Annotated in this window: 24 protein-coding genes; 21 read left to right on the forward strand and 3 right to left on the reverse strand. The window is 44.0% G+C overall.

Features of this window, described 5'->3' with window-relative positions; translation table 11 throughout:
- Positions 1 to 67: 67 nt before the first annotated feature.
- Positions 68 to 817, reverse strand: a complete 750-nt coding sequence (locus JOC95_RS03755; RefSeq protein ID WP_204413551.1) for a SurA N-terminal domain-containing protein — start codon at positions 815 to 817, stop codon at positions 68 to 70.
- Positions 818 to 1,228: 411 nt separating this feature from the next.
- Positions 1,229 to 2,938, reverse strand: coding sequence for an Rqc2 family fibronectin-binding protein (locus JOC95_RS03760; RefSeq protein WP_204413552.1), 1,710 nt, complete (start codon positions 2,936 to 2,938; stop codon positions 1,229 to 1,231).
- A gap of 158 nt (positions 2,939 to 3,096) precedes the next feature.
- On the opposite strand from JOC95_RS03760, the gene JOC95_RS03765 reads away from it, so the two are divergent.
- From JOC95_RS03765 to spoVM, 18 genes are all read left to right on the forward strand, one after another.
- Positions 3,097 to 5,784, forward strand: a complete 2,688-nt coding sequence (locus JOC95_RS03765) for a cation-translocating P-type ATPase (protein WP_204413553.1) — start codon at positions 3,097 to 3,099, stop codon at positions 5,782 to 5,784.
- Positions 5,785 to 5,986: 202 nt separating this feature from the next.
- The gene (locus JOC95_RS03770; protein WP_204414666.1) at positions 5,987 to 6,862 is read left to right on the forward strand and encodes a YicC/YloC family endoribonuclease; all 876 of its coding nucleotides are present in this window, start codon (positions 5,987 to 5,989) and stop codon (positions 6,860 to 6,862) included.
- 60 nt (positions 6,863 to 6,922) lie between these two features.
- Positions 6,923 to 7,186 (forward strand): extracellular matrix/biofilm regulator RemA, encoded by a 264-nt coding sequence (gene remA / locus JOC95_RS03775; protein WP_204413556.1) that lies wholly within the window; start codon positions 6,923 to 6,925, stop codon positions 7,184 to 7,186.
- Positions 7,187 to 7,200: 14 nt separating this feature from the next.
- Positions 7,201 to 7,815 carry a guanylate kinase gene (gmk, locus tag JOC95_RS03780; protein ID WP_204413558.1) on the forward strand — a complete coding sequence of 205 codons (615 nt, stop codon included), beginning with the start codon at positions 7,201 to 7,203 and terminating at the stop codon, positions 7,813 to 7,815.
- A gap of 2 nt (positions 7,816 to 7,817) precedes the next feature.
- Positions 7,818 to 8,051, forward strand: coding sequence for a DNA-directed RNA polymerase subunit omega (rpoZ, locus tag JOC95_RS03785; protein WP_060665844.1), 234 nt, complete (start codon positions 7,818 to 7,820; stop codon positions 8,049 to 8,051).
- 95 nt (positions 8,052 to 8,146) lie between these two features.
- Positions 8,147 to 9,361: a bifunctional phosphopantothenoylcysteine decarboxylase/phosphopantothenate--cysteine ligase CoaBC gene (gene coaBC, locus JOC95_RS03790; RefSeq protein ID WP_204414668.1), complete on the forward strand. Its 1,215-nt coding sequence runs from the start codon at positions 8,147 to 8,149 to the stop codon at positions 9,359 to 9,361.
- Positions 9,358 to 11,766, forward strand: coding sequence for a primosomal protein N' (gene priA / locus JOC95_RS03795; protein ID WP_204413560.1), 2,409 nt, complete (start codon positions 9,358 to 9,360; stop codon positions 11,764 to 11,766). Before coaBC ends, priA begins: the two co-directional genes overlap by 4 nt.
- A gap of 19 nt (positions 11,767 to 11,785) precedes the next feature.
- Complete coding sequence (gene def / locus JOC95_RS03800) at positions 11,786 to 12,259, forward strand: peptide deformylase (RefSeq protein ID WP_204413562.1); 474 nt, start codon at positions 11,786 to 11,788, stop codon at positions 12,257 to 12,259.
- A 4-nt stretch (positions 12,260 to 12,263) separates the two neighbouring features.
- Positions 12,264 to 13,208 carry a methionyl-tRNA formyltransferase gene (gene fmt / locus JOC95_RS03805; RefSeq protein ID WP_204413564.1) on the forward strand — a complete coding sequence of 315 codons (945 nt, stop codon included), beginning with the start codon at positions 12,264 to 12,266 and terminating at the stop codon, positions 13,206 to 13,208.
- Between the two features lies 1 nt (position 13,209).
- Complete coding sequence (gene rsmB, locus JOC95_RS03810; RefSeq protein ID WP_204413566.1) at positions 13,210 to 14,547, forward strand: 16S rRNA (cytosine(967)-C(5))-methyltransferase RsmB; 1,338 nt, start codon at positions 13,210 to 13,212, stop codon at positions 14,545 to 14,547.
- Between the two features lie 5 nt (positions 14,548 to 14,552).
- The gene (gene rlmN, locus JOC95_RS03815; protein WP_204413568.1) at positions 14,553 to 15,644 is read left to right on the forward strand and encodes a dual-specificity RNA methyltransferase RlmN; all 1,092 of its coding nucleotides are present in this window, start codon (positions 14,553 to 14,555) and stop codon (positions 15,642 to 15,644) included.
- 9 nt (positions 15,645 to 15,653) lie between these two features.
- On the forward strand, positions 15,654 to 16,403 hold the full coding sequence (locus tag JOC95_RS03820) for a Stp1/IreP family PP2C-type Ser/Thr phosphatase (protein WP_204413575.1): 750 nt from the start codon (positions 15,654 to 15,656) through the stop codon (positions 16,401 to 16,403).
- On the forward strand, positions 16,400 to 18,382 hold the full coding sequence (gene pknB / locus JOC95_RS03825) for a Stk1 family PASTA domain-containing Ser/Thr kinase (RefSeq protein WP_338083050.1): 1,983 nt from the start codon (positions 16,400 to 16,402) through the stop codon (positions 18,380 to 18,382). Before JOC95_RS03820 ends, pknB begins: the two co-directional genes overlap by 4 nt.
- A gap of 18 nt (positions 18,383 to 18,400) precedes the next feature.
- The gene (gene rsgA, locus JOC95_RS03830; RefSeq protein WP_204413579.1) at positions 18,401 to 19,279 is read left to right on the forward strand and encodes a ribosome small subunit-dependent GTPase A; all 879 of its coding nucleotides are present in this window, start codon (positions 18,401 to 18,403) and stop codon (positions 19,277 to 19,279) included.
- A 3-nt stretch (positions 19,280 to 19,282) separates the two neighbouring features.
- Positions 19,283 to 19,930, forward strand: a complete 648-nt coding sequence (gene rpe, locus JOC95_RS03835; protein WP_204413580.1) for a ribulose-phosphate 3-epimerase — start codon at positions 19,283 to 19,285, stop codon at positions 19,928 to 19,930.
- Between the two features lie 54 nt (positions 19,931 to 19,984).
- Positions 19,985 to 20,161, forward strand: coding sequence for a hypothetical protein (locus JOC95_RS03840; protein ID WP_204413581.1), 177 nt, complete (start codon positions 19,985 to 19,987; stop codon positions 20,159 to 20,161).
- Between the two features lie 298 nt (positions 20,162 to 20,459).
- Positions 20,460 to 21,116, forward strand: a complete 657-nt coding sequence (locus JOC95_RS03845) for a thiamine diphosphokinase (protein WP_204413589.1) — start codon at positions 20,460 to 20,462, stop codon at positions 21,114 to 21,116.
- 68 nt (positions 21,117 to 21,184) lie between these two features.
- Positions 21,185 to 21,265 (forward strand): stage V sporulation protein SpoVM, encoded by an 81-nt coding sequence (spoVM, locus tag JOC95_RS03850; RefSeq protein WP_060665857.1) that lies wholly within the window; start codon positions 21,185 to 21,187, stop codon positions 21,263 to 21,265.
- 123 nt (positions 21,266 to 21,388) lie between these two features.
- On the opposite strand, the gene rpmB is transcribed toward spoVM, so the two are convergent.
- Entirely contained in the window at positions 21,389 to 21,577 is a 189-nt protein-coding gene (rpmB, locus tag JOC95_RS03855; RefSeq protein ID WP_204413591.1) for a 50S ribosomal protein L28, read from the reverse strand.
- Positions 21,578 to 21,919: 342 nt separating this feature from the next.
- On the opposite strand from rpmB, the gene JOC95_RS03860 reads away from it, so the two are divergent.
- The 3 genes from JOC95_RS03860 to sdaAB all read left to right on the forward strand — a co-directional run bounded on the left by JOC95_RS03860 (position 21,920) and on the right by sdaAB (position 24,786).
- Positions 21,920 to 22,282 (forward strand): Asp23/Gls24 family envelope stress response protein, encoded by a 363-nt coding sequence (locus JOC95_RS03860; protein WP_204413593.1) that lies wholly within the window; start codon positions 21,920 to 21,922, stop codon positions 22,280 to 22,282.
- 16 nt (positions 22,283 to 22,298) lie between these two features.
- Positions 22,299 to 23,981, forward strand: coding sequence for a DAK2 domain-containing protein (locus JOC95_RS03865; protein ID WP_204413595.1), 1,683 nt, complete (start codon positions 22,299 to 22,301; stop codon positions 23,979 to 23,981).
- A 142-nt stretch (positions 23,982 to 24,123) separates the two neighbouring features.
- Entirely contained in the window at positions 24,124 to 24,786 is a 663-nt protein-coding gene (gene sdaAB / locus JOC95_RS03870) for an L-serine ammonia-lyase, iron-sulfur-dependent subunit beta (protein ID WP_204413601.1), read from the forward strand.
- Positions 24,787 to 24,815: the final 29 nt, after the last annotated feature.

A 24,815-nucleotide genomic window follows, 5' to 3' on the forward strand; every position in this document is an offset into this window, starting at 1 on the left:
CTGGTGAAAAATGATCACATAAAAATGCCCACATCGTGAAGGATGCGGGCATTTTTGTTTATGATGTTTAGATCATTTTTTCTATTTCGCCTTTTTTCTTCAAGTCTTCCACGATGGCTTGAAGTTTTTTTGAAGTTTCCTGTTGTTCCAAATTGCCTTTGATGTCTTCTTTCACATCAGCAAGCTCAGGGAATGGCTGTTGTTGTTTCTTTTCCTCTTCGGACATTTCTTTTAATTGTGCATCGTTTTGTGCTTTTGCCTGGTCATAGTATTCCTGGATCTGCTCATCGGTCACTTCCGTTTTACCGACTTCCTTTTCCAGATATTTTTCTAGAGCCAGTTCATCAGCAATCTGCTTTTTAAGTGTATCCAATGTAAGCGGGCTGCTTTTAAGGGCCTCTTCAAATTTCTCTTCACTTTCATAGCTTGCTTTGATTTCTGCAAGGTAGTCTTCCACTTCTTGTTCGGAAGCCTTGTATCCTTTGTTGGCTACTTCCTGTGATAATAGTTTTTGTTCGATTAAAGAGTTCAATGTCTGCTCTTTAATAGCTTCAGGGTCGGAACCTTGTCCAAATTGCATCATCATCATGGATGTCTGCTTCATCATTGTATTATATTCTTCACCTTTGACTTCTTCGCCATTTACTTTCACTACGACTTTCTTTGGATCGACTTCTTCAGCCTGGGCCTGTTCGGTCGGTTGTTCTTCTTTCTTCTTTGCATCTTTGTCAGCTGCTTTGTCATCATTTCCGCCACATGCTGCCAGAAGGAGCGTGGACATTAGAGTGATGAGCATGATTGTAAGTTTATTTTTCATGTTGAAACCTCCATTAGAAACATTTAAAACTATTTTTCCATTTAAACATGGTTTTTATTAGGAAGCAAATGATTTCCCCTATTCTTCTTAATTTTCATGAAAAGGAGGGGATATAATATTACGGTTTGAATTGGTGTATTTTATGCTTCTGTTTCGAGACCGCTGCTGATTTCCGCATTAGGCTGCGCTTTCCGCGGGGCGGTGCTTGAGCCTCCTCGGGCTTTGCCCTGCGGGGTCTCAAGCCTACCGCTATCTTCCCGCAGGACAAGGAAGGCTGCGGCAGCGATACATCGCACGAAGAAAATGCTTGCATTTTCGAGGAGTCTTCGCCTATTGCTACAATCAACAGCTAGATACATAAGTTCAATATTTTTCCTTTTAAAGCATAATAATATTGTTTCCGCTAAATAATTATTTCTTCAACCCAATAATCATTTCTTCATTCGGTGTGACGTAGATGGTTTGTTGCTGTTCGTAGATGACGAAGCCGGGTTTTGCGCCTGATGGTTTTTTGACGTTCCTTACTTTTGTGAAGTCGACAGGTACGGATCCTGAATGCCGTGCTTTGCTGAAGTAGGCTGCGATCGTTGCTGCTTCTTTAATTGTTTCTTCAGTCGGTTCTGTGCTGCGGATCACAACATGTGAACCCGGGATGTCCTTCGTATGGAGCCACACATCATCACGTCTGGCAACTTTATTTGTCAGGAAGTCGTTTTGTTTATTGTTTTTACCGACCAGGATCTCGGTGCCATCGGTTGACTGATACATTTCCAGAACCGGCTTTTGAGGCTTCGACTTCTTCTGGTTTCGCTTTTGCTTCATTTTCATATAACCTTCCTCAGCCAGTTCCTCGCGAATTTCCTGGATATCTTTTGGAGATGCGGTCTCCACCTGTTGAAGGATCATATTGAAATAGTTGATTTCAGCATAAGCCTTTGAAATCTGTTCCTCAACGATGGACAGGGAATTTTTAGCTTTTTGATACTTTTGGAAGTATCGTTGAGCATTCCCTGAAGGGCTCCGCTGCGGATCGAGTTGTATGGTGATCTTCTCAGCATCGTCGCTATAGTAGTTGAGCACTTCCACCTCTTTGTCGCCGCGGGATATTTGATGGAGGTTTGCTGTCAGCAGCTCGCCATACAACTGGAACACTTCGGCATTTTTGGCATCAACCAATGTCTTTTCAAGCTTGATGATTTTCTTTTTGTTTTTCTCTATTTCATTTGCGATGAATCGCTCCAGGTCATTTGCCTGTTGCTTGACCCTGTCTCTTGATGCTTTTCCAAAATAATAGCGGTCAAGCAGTTCACTTAATGTGGGGAACGTTTTATTTTCTCCCTTAAGATGTGTTAACGGCAGAAGATAGAAAATCTCTTTACCATCAGCCGTGATGATCTGCGGCTGCAGGGACCCCGCCTTGACTTCCCCGATGAGATTGACAAAGCTAGGTGGAAGTGTCTGCCTATTCGCAAGACCTGCCCTGTAAACGGCTTCTTTTGCAAAGAGGGGGGAAATTCCGGCAAAGGTATGGACAAGCTGCTTATCGAGCTTTCCTCCGATATAATCGATTTTGCTCCGTACCAGGTCTTCTGTTGCTTCAAAAGGATGAATCTTATTCTGCTCAGGCGGCAGTACATAAGGCTGTCCAGGTGTCAGGCTGCGATGCCTGTTCTGGGACATGGAGACATGCTTGATGCTATCTAGGATCATCCCCCGTTCCTTATCGATGAAGATGATATTGGAATGGCGTCCCATGATTTCCACTATGATTTGTTTATAAGATACGTCACCTATTTCATTGCGGGCCTTCACATCAAACACGATGATCCTGTCCATTCCGATCTGATGGATATCTGTTATGATGCTTCCTTCGAGATGTTTACGGAGGAGCATACAGAACATCGGTGGTTCGCTGGGATTATCGTAGCTTTCTTCTGTGAGATGTATGCGGGCATAACTTGGGTGCGCTGATATCAACAGCTTATGGTTGCTTCTGCCAGAACGTATTGTAAGCAGCAGTTCATTTTTATAAGGCTGATAGATTTTTGTGATTCTTCCACTTTCCAGCTTTTCCTTCAATTCTCCGACCATTGCATATGTAAAAATACCATCAAACGACATCTATATTACTTCCCTTCCATTCCAATCCAAATTTCTTCTGTCCTTAATCAATTATATACAAGCAATCCTCACACGCATAAAAAGTATATCATTTTTTTGGACGAGTCTGAATAAGCTTTGTTAGATAGATTTTGTGCAAAGGTTGTGAGGTGAAACAGATGAAATGGCATGAGATGAGGACAGAAGAGGTTGTAGAAAAAATTAATTCGAATGTAAAGAATGGATTAAGTGAATCAGAAGCGAAAAATCGTCTGTTGCAGTTTGGGGCAAATGAGCTTCAAGAGGCGGAGCGTCCCAACGCCTTTTTGGTCTTTTTGGAGCAATTCAAGGATTTCATGGTAGTTGTTCTTTTGGCAGCCACTTTAATATCGGGTTTACTTGGTGAATATATCGATGCGGTTGCCATCATTGCGATTGTCATCATCAATGGGGTACTGGGCTTCTTTCAAGAGCGGAAGGCGGAGCGGTCCCTTCAGGCGCTCAAGGAACTTTCTGCGCCACAGGTAACCGTGTTGCGCGAAAGGGAATGGCGCAAGGTTGCATCCCGTGAAATTGTGGCAGGGGATGTCGTGAAATTCTCAAGTGGAGACAGGATAGGCGCAGACATGAGAATCGTGCAGGCGAGTTCACTGGAAATTGAAGAATCTGCCCTCACAGGGGAATCTGTTCCGGCTGTGAAAAGGGACACACCTGTTCAAGGCAGTGATATCTCTATCGGTGATCAGGAAAATATGGCCTTTATGGGCACGCTTGTCACCAGGGGATCCGGCGTGGGGATTGTAGTTGCAACGGGGATGAATACGGCCATGGGGCAAATTGCCGATTTGCTTCAGTCAGCGGAAACAACCATCACCCCGCTTCAACGTAAACTCGAGCAACTCGGGAAAATCCTTATTTTTGTGGCACTTTTCCTCACAATGCTCGTGGTCATCCTAGGAGTGATCCAAGGACACAATATGTATGATATGTTCCTTGCGGGAGTATCCTTGGCAGTTGCAGCCATACCGGAAGGGCTTCCAGCAATCGTGACTGTGGCACTTTCACTCGGTGTTCAGCGGATGATCAAGCAAAAGTCCATCGTCAGGAAACTTCCTGCCGTTGAAACGCTTGGGTGCGCTTCGGTCATTTGTTCAGATAAGACAGGTACATTGACGCAGAACAAGATGACGGTGACTCACGCATGGTCAGGGGGTCATACATGGACCGTGACCGGAAATGGATATGATCCTGCAGGGGAATTCATTGCAAATGATGCCAAGGATCCAGCACAAAACAAATCCCTTCAGCAGCTTCTGACTTTTGGGCTGATCTGTAACCATGCAAATATAATCAATAAGAACAATCAATTTGTCCTGGATGGAGACCCGACGGAAGGGGCCCTTCTTGTCGCGGCAATGAAAGCGGGCTATACAAAGGAAGGACTACTGCAGGAATTTGCGATAGTAAAAGAATATCCATTCGATTCTGAACGGAAAATGATGAGTATGGTAGTGGAGGACAAACAGGGGAAATTGTTCTTGATCACCAAGGGTGCGCCTGATGTCATCAGCGGTGTCAGTGAATTTATCCTTTGGGAAGGTAAAAAGCAGCTATATACTACAAAATATGAATCAATCGTAAAGGATACGGTCCATGTGCTTGCTTCACAGGCACTCAGGAACATAGCGGTCGCGTTTAAGCCGCTGAATCATTTTCACCACACCATGACAGAAAAAGATGTGGAAAAGGAATTGATCCTAATAGGTATACAAGGAATGATCGATCCTCCACGTCCGGAAGTGAAACAAGCTGTAAAGGAATGTAAGGAAGCGGGCATCAAAACGGTCATGATAACAGGTGATCATATTGTAACGGCCAAAGCGATTGCAACTGATATCGGCATACTTCCAATGGGAGGAAAGGTGCTGGAGGGCAAAGAGCTTCAGAAGATGTCCCAGGAAGAATTGGAGGAAATGGTGGATGATGTTTATGTGTTTGCAAGAGTATCCCCTCAGCATAAGCTTTCCATTGTAAAAGCGCTGCAGAAGAAAGGCCATATCGTCGCCATGACAGGTGATGGTGTCAATGACGCCCCGGCAATCAAAGCATCTGACATCGGGATCGCGATGGGGATCACAGGAACAGATGTTGCAAAAGAGGCATCCTCGCTTGTTCTGTTGGATGATAATTTCGCAACCATTAAATCTGCTATCAAAGAGGGAAGAAACATCTATGAAAATATCCGGAAATTCATCCGCTATCTGCTTGCCTCCAATGTCGGTGAAATTCTGGTGATGCTTTTTGCTATGCTTCTGGCCCTGCCTTTGCCGCTCGTACCAATCCAGATCCTTTGGGTGAACCTCGTTACAGATGGCCTGCCTGCCATGGCACTTGGTCTTGACCAGGCGGAAAGCAATGTCATGAAGCGTCAGCCAAGGCACCCGAAAGAGGGAGTATTTGCGAGGGGACTTTGGTGGAAAATCATCAGCAGAGGCTTCCTGATAGGCCTCGTAACCTTGATTGCTTTCATCATTGTTTATAGGCAGCATCCAGACGAGCTGATCTATGCTCAGACAGTTGCTTTTGCTACTTTGGTAATGGCACAGCTGATACATGTATTCGACTGTAGAAGCGAACGGTCCATTTTTCACCGTAATCCATTCCAGAACCTGTATCTGGTAGGGGCAGTCATTTCAAGTATCATCCTGATGCTCATTGTCATCTACTATCCGCCATTGCAAGCAATTTTCCACACAGTATCGCTTGCACCGGAGGAGTGGCTGTTAATCATGGGGTTGGCTTCACTTCCAACTTTTTTGCTGGTGGGTACTCTTTTCACAGGAAAAAAGAAAAAAAATATGGTATAATATAATAAAGGTAGTAGAGGTAATCTCTATTACCTTTTATTTTGTTTTTATATTGGAATGAAATATCTTCTTTTAAAAATGGTGAAACAATGCTAATATAGTGTTTGCTTAGCATCGAAACAAGCCACTACAAGGCTCTTTTTTCAATAAATGGAGTACTTGAAAAGAGCCATTCTATACTTAGGGAACGGACGTGAGTATGATGGTAAAGAGTATGACAGGTTTTGGCCGGGCGGAAACGAATGCTGAGACCTATCGGATCCTGGTGGAAATGAAATCGGTGAATCATCGTTTTTGCGAAATCAATATTAGGATGCCTAAGCAGTTTCTTTCACTTGAGGATAAGCTTAAACGCGTCATTATATCCTCCATCCAGCGGGGAAGAGTGGAAGTCTTCATTACAATAGAAGGACATGGGCTTGCCGAAAAGCAAGTGAATGTTGATTGGGCCCTGCTATCGGGTTATATGCAATCCCTGCAGCAGGTGAAAGATACATATCAAATTTCTAGTTCCATTCAAATAAGTGATATACTTAAGTTAGAGAATGTGTTTTCCGTCACGGAAGAAGAAACGATTCATCATGAATTGGAAGAATCACTGACAGATAATGTACATAAGGCAACCAAGCAATTGGTAATGATGCGTTCCATTGAAGGGGAGCAGCTCCAAAAAGACATCGTTGAACATATATCCCATATCGAACAGACCGCGATTGAACTTCATTCATATGCCCCTATTGTTGTAGAAGCCTATCGAGAACGCCTTGCGAAAAGATTGAAAGAATATGTGGGATCGGTGATTGATGAGCAAAGACTTGTCACAGAGGCAGCTATTTTTTCAGATAAGGCGGATATCAATGAGGAATTAAAAAGAATTCATAGCCATATAGCCCAATTCAGACTCTCCCTTGAGAGTGGGGATTCCATTGGGAGAAAGCTGGATTTCCTTGTACAGGAATTGAACCGGGAGATCAACACCATCGGTTCCAAGGCAAATGATGCCAAAATAGCAAATTTTGTGGTGGAAATGAAGGCCTGCATCGAGAAAATCAAAGAGCAAGTGCAAAACATCGAATAATCTTTGATTACTAACCTCTTAAAGGGGTTAGAATATAGTTGGTAACTAGAGGTGGAAACTATGAGTATTAAGTTGATAAACATTGGCTTTGGGAACATTGTTTCAGCAAATCGGATCATATCTATTGTAAGCCCTGAATCTGCACCGATCAAAAGGATCATCCAAGACGCAAGGGATCAAGGAATGCTCATAGATGCAACTTATGGGAGACGAACCAGGGCGGTTGTCATCATGGACAGCGATCATGTAATCTTATCGGCCGTCCAGCCGGAAACCGTTGCACAACGACTTGTAAATAAAGATGATATGTCTGATGAAGGGTAGGTATTTATTAATAAATGAGAGATAGAGGATTATTAATCGTTCTTTCCGGTCCATCTGGAGTCGGTAAGGGAACTGTCAGAAAAGCGCTATTTTCAAAAGATGATGTAAGCCTGCATTATTCCATCTCCATGACAACAAGAAATCCCCGAGCAGGAGAGTTGCATGGAACGGATTACTTCTTTCATACTAGAGAAGAATTCGAAAAACTGATCGAAGAAGACAAATTCATCGAATGGGCAGAGTATGTAGGGAACTACTACGGCACACCGGTTGATTATGTGGAACAATGTCTCTCAGAAGGCAAGGATGTTTTCCTTGAAATCGAAGTGCAAGGTGCGATTCAGGTGAAAAGCAAATTCCCTGAGGGTGTCTTCATATTCCTGATGCCGCCAAGCCTTTCAGAGCTGAAAAACAGAATTACTACACGGGGTACAGAAACAGAAGACCTTATAAATAATAGGATGACAGTTGCAAAAGAAGAAATCGAAATGATGGATGCCTACGATTATGTGGTGGAAAATGATCAAGTTGATCTGGCATGCGATCGAATTCAGGCCATCGTTCAAGCGGAACACTGCAAGAGAACAAGATTGCGGGAAAAATACAAACAAATGCTGGAGGCTGAATAATTATGCTATACCCATCCATAGATTCATTGATGCAAAAATTGGATTCCAAATATACTCTTGTAACGGTTTCGGCAAGACGTGCGCGTGAATTACAGCAAGTAAACGACCAAATGATTGAAAAGACGGTTTCCCACAAGTTTGTCGGAAAAGCATTGGAAGAAATCGATGCTGGTCTGCTTTCTGCGAAAACAATTAAAACTGCGGAAAGAAGCGAAGGAATCCTGAACCATAAATAGACCCAATCGTTTTCCAACAGTCTGAAATAACAACCTAGCGATAGGTTGTTATTTTTTTAGACACGTAAAATTTCTTATCGGGGGATAGAAAAATGCTGTTAACAAATAAGAAAGTACTTTTATGTGTAACCGGCGGGATTGCCGTATATAAAGCTGTTGCCCTTACAAGCAAGCTTGTTCAGCAGGGGGCACAAGTGAAGGTCATCATGAGTGAGTCCGCCTGCAAGTTTGTCACACCCCTGTCTTTTCAGGCTTTATCAAGAAATGAAGTGTTCACCGATACATTCGAAGAAAAAGATCCTTCAGTCATTTCCCATATCAACCTCGCTGATTGGGCAGACCTGATCCTTGTAGCTCCGGCAACTGCCAATACAATCGGAAAGATGGCAAATGGGTTGGCCGATTGCATGATCACCACGACCCTTCTTGCAGCGACTGCGCCAATATGGATAGCGCCTGCCATGAATGTGCATATGTACGACCACCCTGCAGTAAAGGGAAATATGGATCGTTTAGCGGCATTTGGCTACCGTTTCATAGAGCCCGGTGAAGGGTTCCTTGCTTGCGGATATGTTGGAAAGGGGAGGTTGGAGGAGCCAGAAACGATCGTACAGGCCGTCATTGATCATTTCAGCAATGATTTTTCTAAGCCTTCTCCACTTCAAGGTAAAAAAATCCTCGTAACGGCCGGACCGACAATGGAGAGAATCGATCCGGTACGGTTCATCTCAAACCGATCAACCGGGAAGATGGGATATCGGATCGCTGAAGCAGCGGCTGAACTTGGTGCCGAGGTTACATTGATATCCGGGCCTACTGCGCTACCCGATCCCCCAAAGGTGAGAACCATCAGGGTGGAGTCGGCAGAACAGATGTATGAAACTGTCCTTGCTCACTACGATAGCACCGATGTTGTCATCAAATCTGCAGCGGTCTCCGATTACCGCCCTAAGCATATAGCAGATACGAAAATGAAAAAGCAATCAGGCGACAGTATGTTGGAAATGGAACGGACGAAAGATATTTTAAAGGCATTGGGTGAAAATAAAACACATCAGATCCTGGTCGGTTTTGCTGCGGAAACGAACGATGTGGAAGAATATGCGCTGGGAAAACTAGAAAGAAAGAATCTCGATTATATTGTAGCCAACAATGTAACAATGGATGGTGCCGGGTTTGGAACAGACACCAATATTGTTACGATTTACCGCAAAGATGGCTCGAACCTATCCCTCCCTTTAATGTCCAAAAAAGAAGTAGCCTTTTCACTATTAAATGAAATAGCAAGCAACTACGAGGAAAAAGCATGACATATGCAAGTGTCATTGTAGATGTTCCAGCAAAACAGACAGACAGGGTGTTTGATTATGAAATCCCTGATAAGTGGGAGGGATTCATCCAGCCAGGCATGAGGGTGGTAGTCCCATTTGGTCCCCGTCAAATTCAAGGGTTTGTGGTAGGCTTGAAAGAAACAACGTCTGTAAAAAAAACGAGGCCCATTTCAAACCTGATAGATATCAGCCCCATTTTGACGCAGGAACTTTTGCAACTTGCCCAATGGCTGAGGGACCATACCCTTTGTTTTACCATATCAGCCTTTCAGGCGATGCTCCCTGCAGCGCTTAAAGCAAAATATGAAAAATGGATCATTGTAAGGGACCGGAGAAAATTGCCTCCTCATCTTGAACTGTTTTTCGATTCTTCCGACAGGACTCGCTTCGAAGATTTTGAAGGTACCGGCCATTATAGGCTGATAAAGCAATTGATCGATGATGAGATTTTGGAAGTCTATTATGAGGTAAAGGACAAGCTTTCCAAGAAAACGGTGAAAGTAATCGTGCTGAGTGCCACCAAAGATGAATTAAAGGAAGCAAAGAAGAACATTTCCGCTCGTGCGCAGGCCCAGCACTGCCTGATCGATTTCTTTTTGGAAACCGGAAAGAAACGGATCGAAAAAAAACAGCTCCTTGAGGAATTACAGATAGGTACAAGCGCGATAGGTGCATTGGTTAAACTGGATATTTTGCAGGAAGTGGATGATGAAAGATACCGGGACCCTTACGCCCACAGGGAATTTGCAAAGTCAGAGCCTTTAGCACTGACTTCCCAGCAGCAGGAAGCGATTTCCCCCATCCTTTCCTCGATTGAAAATGAAAAGCATGAAGGGTATGTCATGTTCGGGGTGACCGGGAGCGGAAAAACGGAAGTGTATATGCAGGCAGTGGATGCCGTCCTTAAAAAAGGGAAAGAGGCAATCGTGCTTGTACCCGAGATATCCCTCACCCCACAGATGGTGAATCGCTTCAAATCGCGCTTCGGTTCCGATGTGGCTGTCATGCATAGCGGGCTCGGAATGGGTGAGAAGTACGATGAATGGCGAAAGATACACCGCAAAGAGGTGAAAGTGGTTGTAGGGGCACGCTCTGCCATATTTGCCCCTTTTGAAAATGTCGGAATCATCATTATCGATGAAGAGCATGAAACGAGCTACAAGCAGGAGGATACACCTCGTTATCATGCACGTGACATTGCGATGGAAAGAGGAAGATTTCATCGGTGCCCGGTTGTGTTGGGAAGTGCAACCCCGACACTTGAAACCTTCGCAAGGGCGTCCAAAGGAGTCTATCATCTGCTGACGATGGACAAAAGGATGAGCGACCAGGGAATGCCGACAGTCGAAATAGTCGACATGAGAGAGGAATTAAGAGAAGGAAACCGTTCCATGTTTTCAAGGGACCTTCTTGAAAAACTGCAGATCCGCCTTGAACGCGGGGAGCAATCCGTACTGTTCTTGAACAAAAGGGGGTATTCCTCCTTTGTGATGTGTCGAGACTGTGGCTATGTAGTGGAATGTCCGCATTGTGACATTTCCTTGACGTACCATCGGATCTCCAATATGCTGAAATGTCATTATTGCGGGTATGAAGAACAGGTCCATGCAAGCTGTCCGAGCTGTGATAGCGATCATTTCCGTTTTTTCGGGACCGGCACACAAAAGGTGGAAGAAGAACTGACAAAGCTTTTGCCAAGCGCCAGAGTAATCCGAATGGATGTCGACACGACCTCCAAAAAGGGGTCTCATGAAAAGCTTCTTCAGCAGTTCGGTGACAGAAAAGCGGATATTCTGCTTGGGACACAAATGATAGCAAAGGGGCTTGATTTCCCACAGGTGACACTGGTTGGGGTACTCACAGCAGATACGATGTTGAACATCCCTGACTTCCGTTCATCGGAGAAGACATTTCAGCTTTTGACACAGGTCAGCGGTCGCGCCGGCAGGCATGTATTGCCCGGCGAGGTGGTCATCCAGACATACAGCCCGGAGCATTATAGTGTAGAATTGGCAAGTACACACGACTACCTTGGCTTTTATCAAAAAGAAATGCTCCTAAGGAAGAGCCATCAATATCCACCTTTCTATTACCTTGCACTTGTCACGGTCACTCATCAGGAGCTGACCAAGGTAGTTACGGTAACAGAAAGGATTACGAGCTATCTTTCCGGGCAGCTTTCAAAGGAAGCGGTCATTCTGGGGCCGGTTTCTTCCCCGATCGCAAGAATCAAAGATAGATATCGATATCAGTGCATCATCAAATATAAAAGGGAACCAAATCTTCACCAGGCATTAAAGAATGTTGTAGAAAAATATCAGTCTCAAATGGATCAGGAAAAACTGGCGATCCATATCGATTTAAATCCTTACATGTTAATGTAATCGTTGGAGGAAGAAAATAGTGGCAATTTTAAAGATAGTAGAATATCCGGCAGCAGTGCTGGAGCAGCAATGTGAACCTGTTACGGTGTTTGATAAGCGGCTGATTCGCCTGCTTAACAATATGTATGATACGATGCTAGAGGCGGATGGGGTAGGGCTTGCTGCACCGCAAATCGGTATGGCTAAGCAGATTGCGATTGTTGAGACGGATGAGCAGTCAGGCAAAATAGAACTGATCAATCCTGAAATTATCTCAAGCGAGGGAGAACAGGTGGGACCTGAAGGATGCTTAAGCTTCCCTGGTCTCTTTGGAGAAGTGAGTCGTGCCAACCGGATAAAAGTAAAGGCTCAAAATCGAAAAGGCAAATGGTACGAATTAGAAGCAAAGGGCTTCTTGGCGCGTGCTATCTTGCATGAAATAGACCATTTGAATGGTGTGCTCTTCACCAGCAAGGTAATCAGATATTATGAAGATCAAGAGTTAGAAGGGTGATAAGATGAAACGAATTGTGTTTATGGGAACGCCGGACTTTGCTGTTCCGGTCCTGCAGCAAATACTAAAGGATGGCTATGAAGTGATAGCCGTCGTTACCCAGCCGGACCGTCCGAAAGGGAGAAAAAAGATCATGACACCTCCCCCGGTAAAGGTGGAGGCGGAAAAGTATGCTATACCTGTTTTTCAACCTGAAAAAATAAGACTGGCTGAAGAATATGAGAAAATTACTTCTTTGGAGCCTGATCTTATCGTTACGGCGGCTTTCGGTCAGATCCTTCCAAAGGCTTTGCTGGATTCGCCTAAATATGGATGCATCAATGTGCATGCCTCCCTTTTGCCAAAACTCAGAGGCGGCGCCCCGATCCATTATTCCATTCTTCTTGGGGAGAAGAAAACAGGGGTGACCATCATGTATATGGTAGAGAAGCTTGACGCCGGTGATATCCTGACACAGGTGGAGGTCAGCATCACGGAAAAGGATCATGTCGGTACGCTTCACAATAAATTGAGTGAGGCCGGATCTTTATTGCTTTCCCAAACGATGCCGCTCCTTTTTGAAGGTAAATTGACCCCTATAAAGCAAAATGATGAAGAGGCAACTTTCGCCTCCAATATCAAAAGGGAACAGGAAAAAATCGAATGGTCACGGTCTGGCGAGGAGATCTATAACCATATAAGAGGCCTGCACCCTTGGCCTGTAGCCTATACTACACTTGAAGGACAAGTCATGAAGGTATGGTGGGGGGAAAAGGTGGAAACAAGCAGCACTGAAGTACCTGGAACGATAATCGGTAAAGATGAAGATGGTTTCATTGTGAAAACTGGTAATACTATAGGTATCAAAATTACCGACCTTCAACTTGCAGGAAAAAAACGAATGACCGGAATGCAATATTTAAACGGAGCAGGTGCTTCGTTATCAGAGGGCATAAAGCTAGGAGAGTAAAATGAAAAACGTGAGAGAGCTTGCTTTGGAAGCACTGATAAATGTGGAGAAAAAGCAGGCATACAGTAATCTGTTGATTAACAACTACCTGGAATCAGGAAAACTGAATAAAAAAGATTCGGGCTTATTTACGGAAATTGTGTACGGGACGATTCAGCGGACCATGACACTCGACTATTATCTGGCCCCTTTCATCGTAAAACAAAAGAAACTTGAGGACTGGGTGAAGGTTCTGTTGCGTCTGACCCTGTATCAGATGCTCTATCTGGACAAGGTTCCTGCAAGGGCAGCCATTTTCGAAGCGGTTGAAATAGCCAAGAAGAAGGGGCACAAAGGCGTGGCCTCAGTCGTCAACGGTGTGCTCAGATCCATACAGCGCCAAGGCGTTCCCGATCTGGAAGAAATGAAGGATGATGTGGACAGAATATCCATTGCGACAAGCCACCCCCGTTGGATGGTGGAAAAATGGATAGCGGAATACGGTGTAGAAAATACGGAAAGAATGTGCGAGATGAACCTGGTGCCTCCAAGCCAGACCGCCCGTGTAAATACAGCAAAAGCTACAGTAGAAGAAGTCATTGCCATGTTGAGGGCTCAAGGTTTCGACGTCGATAAGGGTGAGGTTGCACAAGAGAGCATAGTTTCCAATAAAGGAAACCTGGCATATTCCAATGCATTTAAAAACGGCTTCATCACCATACAGGATGAAAGCTCTATGCTTGTCGCAAGAGCACTTGGTGCTGAGCCCGGTCAGACTGTCTATGACTCCTGTGCTGCCCCGGGTGGAAAAACGACCCATATCGCTGAAATGATGAAGGGGACTGGCACGGTCATCTCGACAGATCTTCATGACCATAAAGTCAAGCTCATCAAGGAGCAGGCTGACCGATTGGGTCTCTCTAATATAGAAGTGAAGGCAATGGATAGCCGAAAGGCTCAAGAGGCATTCCAAAAAGAGATGTTTGACAAGATCCTGGTCGATGCTCCATGCTCCGGATTCGGCGTCATCAGAAGAAAGCCGGATCTTAAATATACAAAGACCATGCAGGATGTAAAGCAGCTGGCCACCATTCAATCAGCCATATTGGATGAGGTTGCACCACTTGTAAAAAAAGGTGGAACTTTAGTATATAGTACATGTACAATTGATAAAGAAGAAAATACAGAAGTTGTAAAAGCATTCTTGGAGAATCATGAGGATTTTGAGATAGATATGTCTATCAATGAACTAGTACCACAAAAGATACAAACATACATCCAGGACGGCATGCTACAACTCTTGCCGCACTATTACGGTACAGATGGATTCTTTATAGTAAGACTAAAAAGGCAGGTGTAAGGAAGATGGAACAAAAAACTACGAACATCAAGAAAAAAGAAGAAGCGACTCATAAACCGTCCATCTATTCCCTCCAATTGCACGAACTTGAAGCATGGTTAGTGAGCAATGGAGAGAAGAAATTCAGAACAAAACAGATATTCGAATGGCTCTATAAAAAAAGAGTGACATCCTTTGAGGACATGTCCAACCTTTCGAAGGAACTGCGCCTAAAATTGGAGGGTCATTTCACTCTGACTACACTCAAAACGATTGTGCAGCAAACATCGTCGGATGGAACGATGAAGTTCCTTTTTGAACTGCATGACGGTTACTCCATTGAAACGGTACTGATGAGACATGAATACGGCAATTCGGTATGTGTCACCACCCAGGTCGGCTGTCGCATCGGATGTACGTTCTGTGCGTCAACACTCGGAGGACTGAAAAGAAACCTTGAGGCAGGAGAAATCGTTGCCCAGGTCGTAAAAGTACAACAAGCGGTAGATGAATTAGAGGAACGTGTCAGCCATGTGGTAATTATGGGTATCGGTGAACCATTTGACAACTATGATGAAATGTTGAGTTTCCTCAAGATCATCAATCATGATGAAGCATTGAATATCGGTGCCCGTCATATTACAGTGTCAACCAGCGGCATCATACCGAAGATCTATAAGTTTGCAGATGAAAACATGCAGATCAATTTTGCGATTTCCCTGCATGCACCAAATACGGAAATCCGTTCCCGACTCATGCCGATCAACAAAGCATACAAACTGCCTGACCTGATGGAAGCTGTTCACTATTACATCGAGAAGACCGGTCGCAGGGTCAGCTTTGAATATGGCCTATTCGGTGGCGTCAATGATCAGGTGGAGCATGCCGAGGAATTGGCCAAGCTCGTAAAGGGGATCAAGTGCCATATCAATCTCATCCCGGTAAACTATGTTCCAGAACGAGATTATGTAAGAACTCCGAAGGAACAAATCAATCTTTTTGAGAAAACATTGAAAAATCTAGGTGTAAATGTAACAGTTCGTCGTGAGCAGGGGCATGATATCGATGCTGCGTGTGGCCAGCTACGTGCGAAGGAGCGAAAAGAAGAGACGAGGTGACAGGTGTTAATGGTCTTTTTAACAGATAAAGGGAGAGTTCGTTCGCATAATGAAGATAACGGGGGAATTTTTGTTAATAAAGACGGAACCATTTTAGCAGTTGTTTGTGATGGAATGGGGGGTCATCAGGCAGGTGATGTGGCAAGCCAGAAAGCGGTGGACCATATCAGGGAATTGTGGGAGGAGTCTATCAACGTCTCTTCTCCTGAGCCTGCTGAAATTTGGTTTAAAACATATATAGGTCAAATCAATCAATTCTTATTTGACTATGCAAATCAGCATGAAGAGTGTCATGGAATGGGGACAACCATTGTTGCGGCCATTATCGGGGAATCATTTTTCACGATTGCACATGTAGGCGACAGCAGGGTTTATCTTGTTTCGAATGATCATGCGAAACAGTTGACAGAGGATCAGACTTTTGTGAATGAATTGGTGAAAAGCGGTCAGATCTCCAAAGAGGATGCCGAGCACCATCCGCGAAAAAATGTTATACTACAAGCTTTAGGGACAGAGAAAACCGTTAAGATCGATTTAAAAACCATTACATATGACGACCCTGGCTATCTTTTGCTCTGCTCGGATGGCCTGAGCAATAAAGTGAATGATGATAAACTGGTGGAAGTCCTGAAGAATGAACATCATTCTCTCGAAAGCAAAGCGCAGAAACTGATACTCCTTGCCAATCAAAATGGCGGAGAGGATAACATAACGGTAGCCATAGTCGAATTATCTGTCACCGAAGAGGGAAGTGGGTGATATCTTTGTTAATTGGAAAAAGATTAAATGATCGCTATAAAATTATGGAAGTCATTGGCGGCGGGGGTATGGCCAATGTCTACCTTGCGCATGACATGATACTTGATCGGGATGTAGCCGTAAAGGTACTGCGTTTAGATTTTGCCAATGACGAAGAATTTATTCGTAGATTTCGAAGGGAAGCACAATCTGCTACAAGCCTTGATCATCCGAATATCGTGAGCATCTATGATATCGGGGAAGAGGATGATATCTATTATATTGTCATGGAACACGTTTCAGGGAAAACCTTGAAGCAGTATATCCAGCAGTTTGCACCGATTGAACAGTATAATACAGTGGAAATCATGCAGCAGCTCACTTCTGCTATTGCACATGCACACGAGAATGGAATCATCCATCGTGATATTAAACCGCAAAATATCCTTATAGATGACTACGGTACGATTAAAGTGACAGACTTTGGAATTGCAATGGCGCTAAGCTCCACTACCATCACGCAAACCAATTCCTTGCTGGGGTCCGTTCACTATTTATCTCCGGAGCAGGCGAGGGGAAGCCTTGCGACCAAGAAATCCGATGTATATGCACTCGGTATTGTCATGTTTGAAATGCTGACAGGAAGATTGCCTTTCTCTGGTGAATCTGCCGTTTCCATTGCATTGAAGCACCTGCAATCCGAGACGCCATCACCAAAAAGATGGAACCCTGCCATTCCTCAAAGCCTGGAGAATGTGGTTTTGAAGTCGATGGCAAAGGATCCAAACCATCGATATGCTTCTGTGGAAGCGATGCTGGAGGATTTGAACACGGTATTGGATACAAGCCGTTTGAATGAACCAAAGTTCTTCATCCCAAATGACGACGATGAAGCTACAAAGGCAATCCCGGTCATAAAAGGCGACCTTTCCAAGCATCTGATGAACAATCATGAAACCAAGGTAGTCGCGGCTGATACAATTGCTCCAAAGCCAAAGGTGGAAGAGCCTCCTAAGAAGAAGAAAAAGAAGAAATGGATGATGATTTTCCTGATTTTGCTGCTCCTGCTTGGTGCAGGATCTGTCGCGGCGTTCACTCTGTTGCCATCCCTTCTGCTTCCTAAGGATATCGAGGTTCCTGACGTGACGAATATGGAATATGAGGATGCACGGGATGAACTGCAGGGAGCCGGTTTTGCCATTAAGGAAACAGTGGACGAACCGAGTGACGAAATTGAGGAAGGTTTTGTTACTAGGACATCCCCAGAAGCAGGTAAAACCCGAAAAGAAGGATCTGAAATATCAATTTTCCGCAGTGCAGGCAAGGAGAAAATCGAAGTGGACGATTACTCGAATCTCCAAGCGGATGATGCAATCAAAAGAATAAATCTTGTCAAACCTGATTATAAAGATTACTCAGTGGACGAAATCCATTCCGAGGAAGTGGAGGCGGGCAAGGTAATCCGTCAGTCGCCTGCACCTGGGGAATTGGTCGTACCTGGAGATGTCGTGATGAAGCTTGTAGTATCTAAAGGAGCAAGTCCTATAGTTCTTGATAATTATCAAGGCTCATCCCTTGCCTTTGCACAACGTCATCTGGCAACCTTGGAGCTTGAGCCGGTGATTGAAGAGGAGTTTAACCCAGAGGTGTCTGAGGGGAATATAATCAAGCAGGATCCAGCTCCGGAATCGCAAGTGCAAAAAGGCGATAAAATAAAGCTTATCGTTTCTAAAGGCCCTGAACCGGAAGATAAGTCCACCGACATTCCTCTTGAAATCAAGTATAATCCTTCTGAAGAAGGTAAAGAACAAAAGGTGGAACTGTTTGTAGAAGATTTAAACACAACGATGGAAAAGCCAAAGGAAACATATTTCATTACAGATGATCTCATTACAAGCTTCACCATTACCGTTGCTTATAAGCAGAAAGCAAAATATGAGGTCTTCGTGGATGGAGAGAAAGTTCAATCCGTGACCGTGGAGTACGATGATATCGAGTAATCTTTAAGGAGTGAGTGTATGCCAGAAGGCAAGATTGTCAAGGCGCTAAGTGGTTTTTATTACGTTTTGACAGCAGATGGCCATATTACCCAATGCAGGGGACGAGGGGTTTTCCGCAAAAACAAGATCACCCCTCTCGTTGGGGACATGGTGGTTTTCCAAGCGGACAACGATCAGGAAGGATATATCCTGGAGGTTCTCTCCCGCAAGAATGAGCTGGTGAGGCCACCCATTGCAAATATCGACCAGGCCATCCTGGTATTTTCCGCGATGGAGCCCGAATTCAGTACCGTCCTGTTGGACAGATTCCTGGTACTGATTGAATCAAAGGAAGTGACCCCTCTTATTTGCATATCCAAGATGGATTTGCTTGAAGAGGATGAGAAGTTGATGGGGTTTGCAGACTATTATCGGGAAATCGGTTATGAAGTGATCATGACCTCAACAAAAGAGCCTGAACAGTTAAAACAAATACTGCCATATCTCAAGGATAAAACGTCCGTCATTGCTGGCCAGTCCGGAGTGGGAAAATCCTCACTCCTGAATGTCCTCCGCCCTGAACTGGAATTGAAAACAGATGACATTTCCTCGCATCTTGGTCGCGGGAAGCATACTACAAGGCATGTGGAACTGATGGAAATCAATGATGGCTTTGTTGCAGATACACCCGGATTCAGTTCGCTTGAATTTCTGGAAATGTCGGCAGAGGAAGTGAAGGAGTGCTTCCCTGAGTTTGTCAGCATAAGTGATCAATGCAAATTCCGGGAATGCACCCACCTGAAAGAGCCTAAATGTGCGGTGAAAGCCGCGGTGGAAGCGGAAGAGATTGCACCATTTCGGTACAAGCATTATGTTTCTTTCGTGGAAGAAATAAAAGACAGAAAGCCGAGGTACTAAAATATGATAAAAATCGCCCCCTCCATCCTGAGCGCAGACTTTGCCAATTTGCAAAAAGACATACAAGATGTGGAGCAAGGCGGAGCCGACTATATTCATATTGATGTGATGGATGGTCACTTTGTGCCGAATATCACGATTGGCCCACTTGTAGTGGAAGCGATCCGTCCAATAACAACACTACCATTGGACGTTCACTTGATGATTGAAGATCCCGACACATACATCCCTGCTTTTGCAAAAGCGGGAGCTGACATCATATCGGTACATGTGGAAGCTTGCCGCCATCTTCATCGTACAGTTCAACTGATCAAGGCTGAAGGTGTGAAGGCAGGGGTTGTCATCAATCCTGCCACCCCTGTGGAGAGCATCATCCCCATCCTGGACGATGTGGATCTTGTGTTGCTTATGACAGTCAATCCGGGCTTCGGTGGACAAGCATTCATTGAAAGTGTCCTGCCGAAAATCAGTCAGGTAAGATCTCTCATAACGGAAAGAGGATTATCGGTAGAAGTGGAGGTAGACGGCGGAGTCAACCCAGAAACCGCTGCACGTTGCGTCGAAGCAGGAGCAGATGTACTTGTCGCAGGTTCAGCCATCTATCAACAAGCAGACCGTAAAAAAGCCATTTCATCCATCCGCGGAAATTGACATAAACCAGAAACTTGAGTGGAATGCTAAAGTTATGAATGGAGGTCTATTTTCATGAACATTTCAAAGGACGAGGCAGCAATCCTTGAACAGGCACTTCAATTTGCTTTGGCTAACAGTACCGACTATCAGGAGATAGGCATGTATGAACAGGTACTGTCAAAATTCCATAAAAAGAATCAAACGCAGATGGACGGCTTTCGCTACGACTACGATGATTCATCGATTTAAAAGGTCTTCTTATAGAAGGCTTTTTTTATTATTGAATGTTTATAAGCAAATGAATAAGACGTTTTATCTTTTGATAAAGAGGATTAAAAATTATTGAACTCTCCCCCTGTTGGTTGGAGCGCAAGGGGTGAGACTCCTGCGGGAGAAGCGAGTCCAAGGGAGACCCCACAGGCGCGAATGCGCCGAGGAGGCTCCCGGACCGCCCGCGGAAAGCGAACCCCTGGAGCGGAAACCAACAGGGGTGTTGGGAGCGCACATTAGTCTTTGCGGAAATTGCACATGAATAAAGGAGAAAAAAATGAATATTAAAATCGTGGCAGGTGGACCACCGGAAAATATCCCAGCCTTTGGAGCAGACACTTCTGAAACAGTCACATGGGTCGGAGTCGACAGGGGGGTCCATTATTTATTGGAACAAAATATCATCCCATCGAAGGCCTTCGGGGATTTTGACTCAGTTACAGCTGCAGAACTGGCTGAAATGAAAAGGAAAATAACTGACCTTGACTTATATCCAAGTGAAAAAGACGAAACGGATACGGAGCTTGCAGTCAACTGGGCGATGGCACAAAACCCTGCATCCATTACCATGTTTGGTGTGACCGGAGGAAGGCTGGACCATTTTCTCGGCAATGTGCAGCTCATGCTAAAAGGGATCCAAAACGGGATCACCATTGAAATCCAGGATAAACAGAATAAGCTTATTCTGGTCAAACCCGGCCAATATCCTTTGAAAAAGGATAAGAACCTCCCATACATTTCATTCCTTCCCATAAGCCCTGCAGTCAGCGGGATCACCCTGGATGGATTTAAATATCCCCTAAAAAATAGGAATATAAAATGGGGCGACACACTATGTATAAGTAATGAACTAGATACTGAAAATGGTACTTTTTCATTTAAGGATGGCATATTAATGATGATAAGGAGCCGCGATTCATCCCATATTATCTGACGGCATTCTTCATCTTCACGTAATCATTCATAACTATATGGTTAAAAAGTTCCGGGGAGGGAAATGGAATGAAATTTTATACGATAAAGTTGCCGAGGTTTTTAGGTGGTATCATCCGAGCGATGCTGGGATCGTTTAAAAAAGAGTAGAGCACCTTCATAAGGTGCTTTTTTGATAGATATTCTAATAATAATATTATGTAAACAAATAAGAGGGCATGTAAAAAGCGACAGGGAAAAGTTCCCTGTCGCTTTTGCATGGGCGCATATTTATTATACGCGCTCAACTTTACCTGATTTTAAAGCTCTTGCAGATACGTATACACGCTTTGGCTTACCATCTACCAAGATACGGACTTTTTGAAGGTTTGCACCCCAAGTACGTCTTGAAGAGTTCATTGCGTGAGAACGTGAGTTACCAGAACCAGTCTTTTTACCAGTGATTACACATTTACGTGCCATGTTTAATTCCCTCCTAACTACAAAGAAACATCAATCAATATTTTCATTTAGTGTCAGAAAAACGATGCAGGAGACCTCCGTCAATAGGAAGCAGGTTCATGCAGAGTCTTTCTTTTCATAGATAAAACAGTTGAAAATACTTATATAATTTAACATACAACCCCGCACAATGCAATAGTTCTAAAGAAAGCTTTCAAGAAAAAAGCCTTGACATACATGTTTCTAGCATTCAGTATAATAATAGTATTATTACAATAGTATTCGTCTGCTTTCAAAAACCTTTCATTTATAGTAAAATAACGAGTAGACAAGGTGAATATACCAATCGAAGGGGGAACCTTTATGTCCATCGAACTAAAAACATCTTATGGTCAAATAGATATTTCTAATGATGTAATTGCAACAATCGCAGGTGGAGCAGCCGTAGACTGCTATGGCATCGTAGGAATGGCTTCCAAAAGCCAGCTTAAAGATGGGTTGTCAGAAATACTTCGAAAAGAAAACTTTACAAAAGGTGTCCTCGTACGCCAGGAAGAAGATCAGCTACATATTGATATGTACATTATCGTTAGCTATGGAACGAAAATTTCAGAAGTGGCGCATAATGTTCAGACGAAAGTAAAATATACCCTTAATCAAATGCTCGGTCTTTCCGTTGATTCATTAAACATTTATGTACAGGGAGTTCGAGTTACGAACCCGTAATAAGGAGGAAAATTTAGTGTCAGTAAAAGTTCTAAATGGGAAACGTTTTGCACAGATGGTCATCCAGGGTGCAAATCATTTATCTAACAACGCCAAGACGGTGGATGCGTTGAATGTGTTTCCGGTTCCGGATGGAGATACAGGTACAAACATGAACCTTTCTATCACATCAGGGGCAAAGGAAGTAAAAAACAATGTTTCCGAGCATATCGGGAAGGTTGGTTCTGCTCTGGCTAAAGGCCTGCTTATGGGTGCAAGAGGTAACTCCGGAGTTATCCTATCCCAGCTATTCCGCGGATTCTCCAAGCATATCGAATCAAAGGAAACGATTACAAGCAAGGATTTTGCACAGGCGCTTGAAGCTGGCGTTCAAACTGCCTACAAAGCGGTAATGAAGCCTGTGGAAGGTACCATATTGACGGTTGCGAAGGATGCAGCAAAAAAAGCGGTTTCCGTCGCGAAAAATGAGGAAGATATCATTGTCCTGATGGAAGAGACGTTAAAAGAAGCAAATGCTTCTTTAAAGCGCACTCCTGACCTATTGCCGGTCCTTAAAGAAGTTGGTGTAGTGGACAGTGGTGGACAAGGTCTTGTATATATCTATGAAGGTTTCCTTGCCGAATTGAAAGGTCAAAGAATCGAAGATATCGTACCGTCCACTACAATGAACGAACTTGTGAATGCAGAGCATCATAAAAACGTGCATGCTGCCATCAATACTGAAGATATCGAATTCGGCTACTGTACGGAATTCATGGTCAAATTCGAAGAAGATAAACTAAAGGCAAATCCTTTTACAGAAGAAAAATTCCGCAATGACCTGTCCAGACATGGAGATTCCTTATTGGTCATCGCCGATGATGAAATTGTAAAAGTGCACATCCATGCTGAACAGCCTGGAGATGTATTGACTTACGGTCAGCTCTACGGCAGCCTTATCAACATGAAAATCGAAAACATGCGTGAGCAGCATAGCAACCTTCTATCTGAAGAAGATGAATATGCAGCACCGGATGTCACACCTAAAGAAAATAAAAAACGTGAAAAGTTTGGAATCATCACTGTGGCAATGGGTGAGGGTATTGCGGAGTTGTTCAAAAGCATCGGAGCAAAGGCTGTTATTGAAGGTGGCCAGACGATGAATCCGAGTACTGAGGACATTCTGAAAGCCATTGAGGAAGTAAATGCCGATAACGTCATCATCCTTCCCAACAACAGCAATATCATCATGGCTGCCAAACAGGCTGCGGAAGTTGCAGATCAGCATGTCGCAGTTATTGAAAGTAAAACGGTACCTCAGGGAATGGCTGCCATTCTTGCATTCAACCCTACAGGTGAGCTGGCAGAAAACGAAGCAACAATGAAAGAGGCTTTGAAATCCGTTAAGACCGGTCAGGTCACATTTGCTGTAAGGGACACCAACATCGATGGCATCGAAATACAAAAAAATGATTTCATGGGTATCGCTGATGGGAAGATTGTCCTTACAAGCAAAGACAAAAAGCAGGCTGCGAAAGATCTTCTTGAGACGATGATGGATGATGATGCAGAAATCCTTACCGTCATCTATGGGGAAGATGTCTCCCAAGAGGAAGTCGACGAGTTGGTCGAAGAACTTGAAGAGTCCTATCCGGATGCGGAAGTAGAAGTTCACAACGGAAAACAACCGTTATACTCCTTCATCTTCTCAATCGAATAATAAAATGAATCAAAACAAAAGAAGGGGCTAAATACCCTTCTTTTGTATGTTTTTTTATCGATAAGGCTGTTTAGGATAAGTGCGGAAATCAACAGCGGTATTTAAAGAATCATTAATATTGTCATACAGGGGGAGTGGGGAAATGAAATATAAAAGCGTCTTTGATATAATTGGTCCAGTAATGATCGGTCCATCAAGTTCTCACACAGCAGGAGCTGCAAGGATCGGACGGGTTGCGAGAAGTCTGTTTGGCAGACAGCCGGATTGGGCAAGCATCTCCTTTTATGGATCATTTGCAAAAACATATAAAGGCCACGGGACGGACGTTGCGATTGTCGGAGGTCTTCTGGATTTTGATACATTTGATGAGAGGATTAAAACATCCCTATCCATTGCTGACTCTCTGAACATGAAAGTTGAATTCATTGAGGAAGAAGCAATCACAGATCATCCAAACACCGCAAAAGTAAGAATCGGTGATGCACAAGGGGATCTGGAGCTTGTTGGCATCTCCATCGGTGGCGGGAAAATTGAAATCACGGAATTGAATGGCTTTGAATTGAGGCTTTCCGGAAATCATCCTGCACTCTTGGTTGTGCATAATGACCGCTATGGAGCAATTGCCGGAGTCGCTAACGTACTAGCTAAATTTGCCATCAATATCGGGCATATGGAAGTTTCACGGAAAGAGAAAGGAAAACAGGCTTTGATGACAATAGAAGTCGATCAAAATATAGATGATGCGGTAATCAATGAATTGTCTGCGCTTCCTCATATCACGCAAGTAACGAAAATAGTGGATTAACTTTTAGAATAATAATGATAGCGCTTTCA

It is taken from the genome of Sutcliffiella tianshenii (assembly GCF_016908565.1).
Lineage (GTDB): Bacteria > Bacillota > Bacilli > Bacillales > Bacillaceae_I > Sutcliffiella_A > Sutcliffiella_A tianshenii.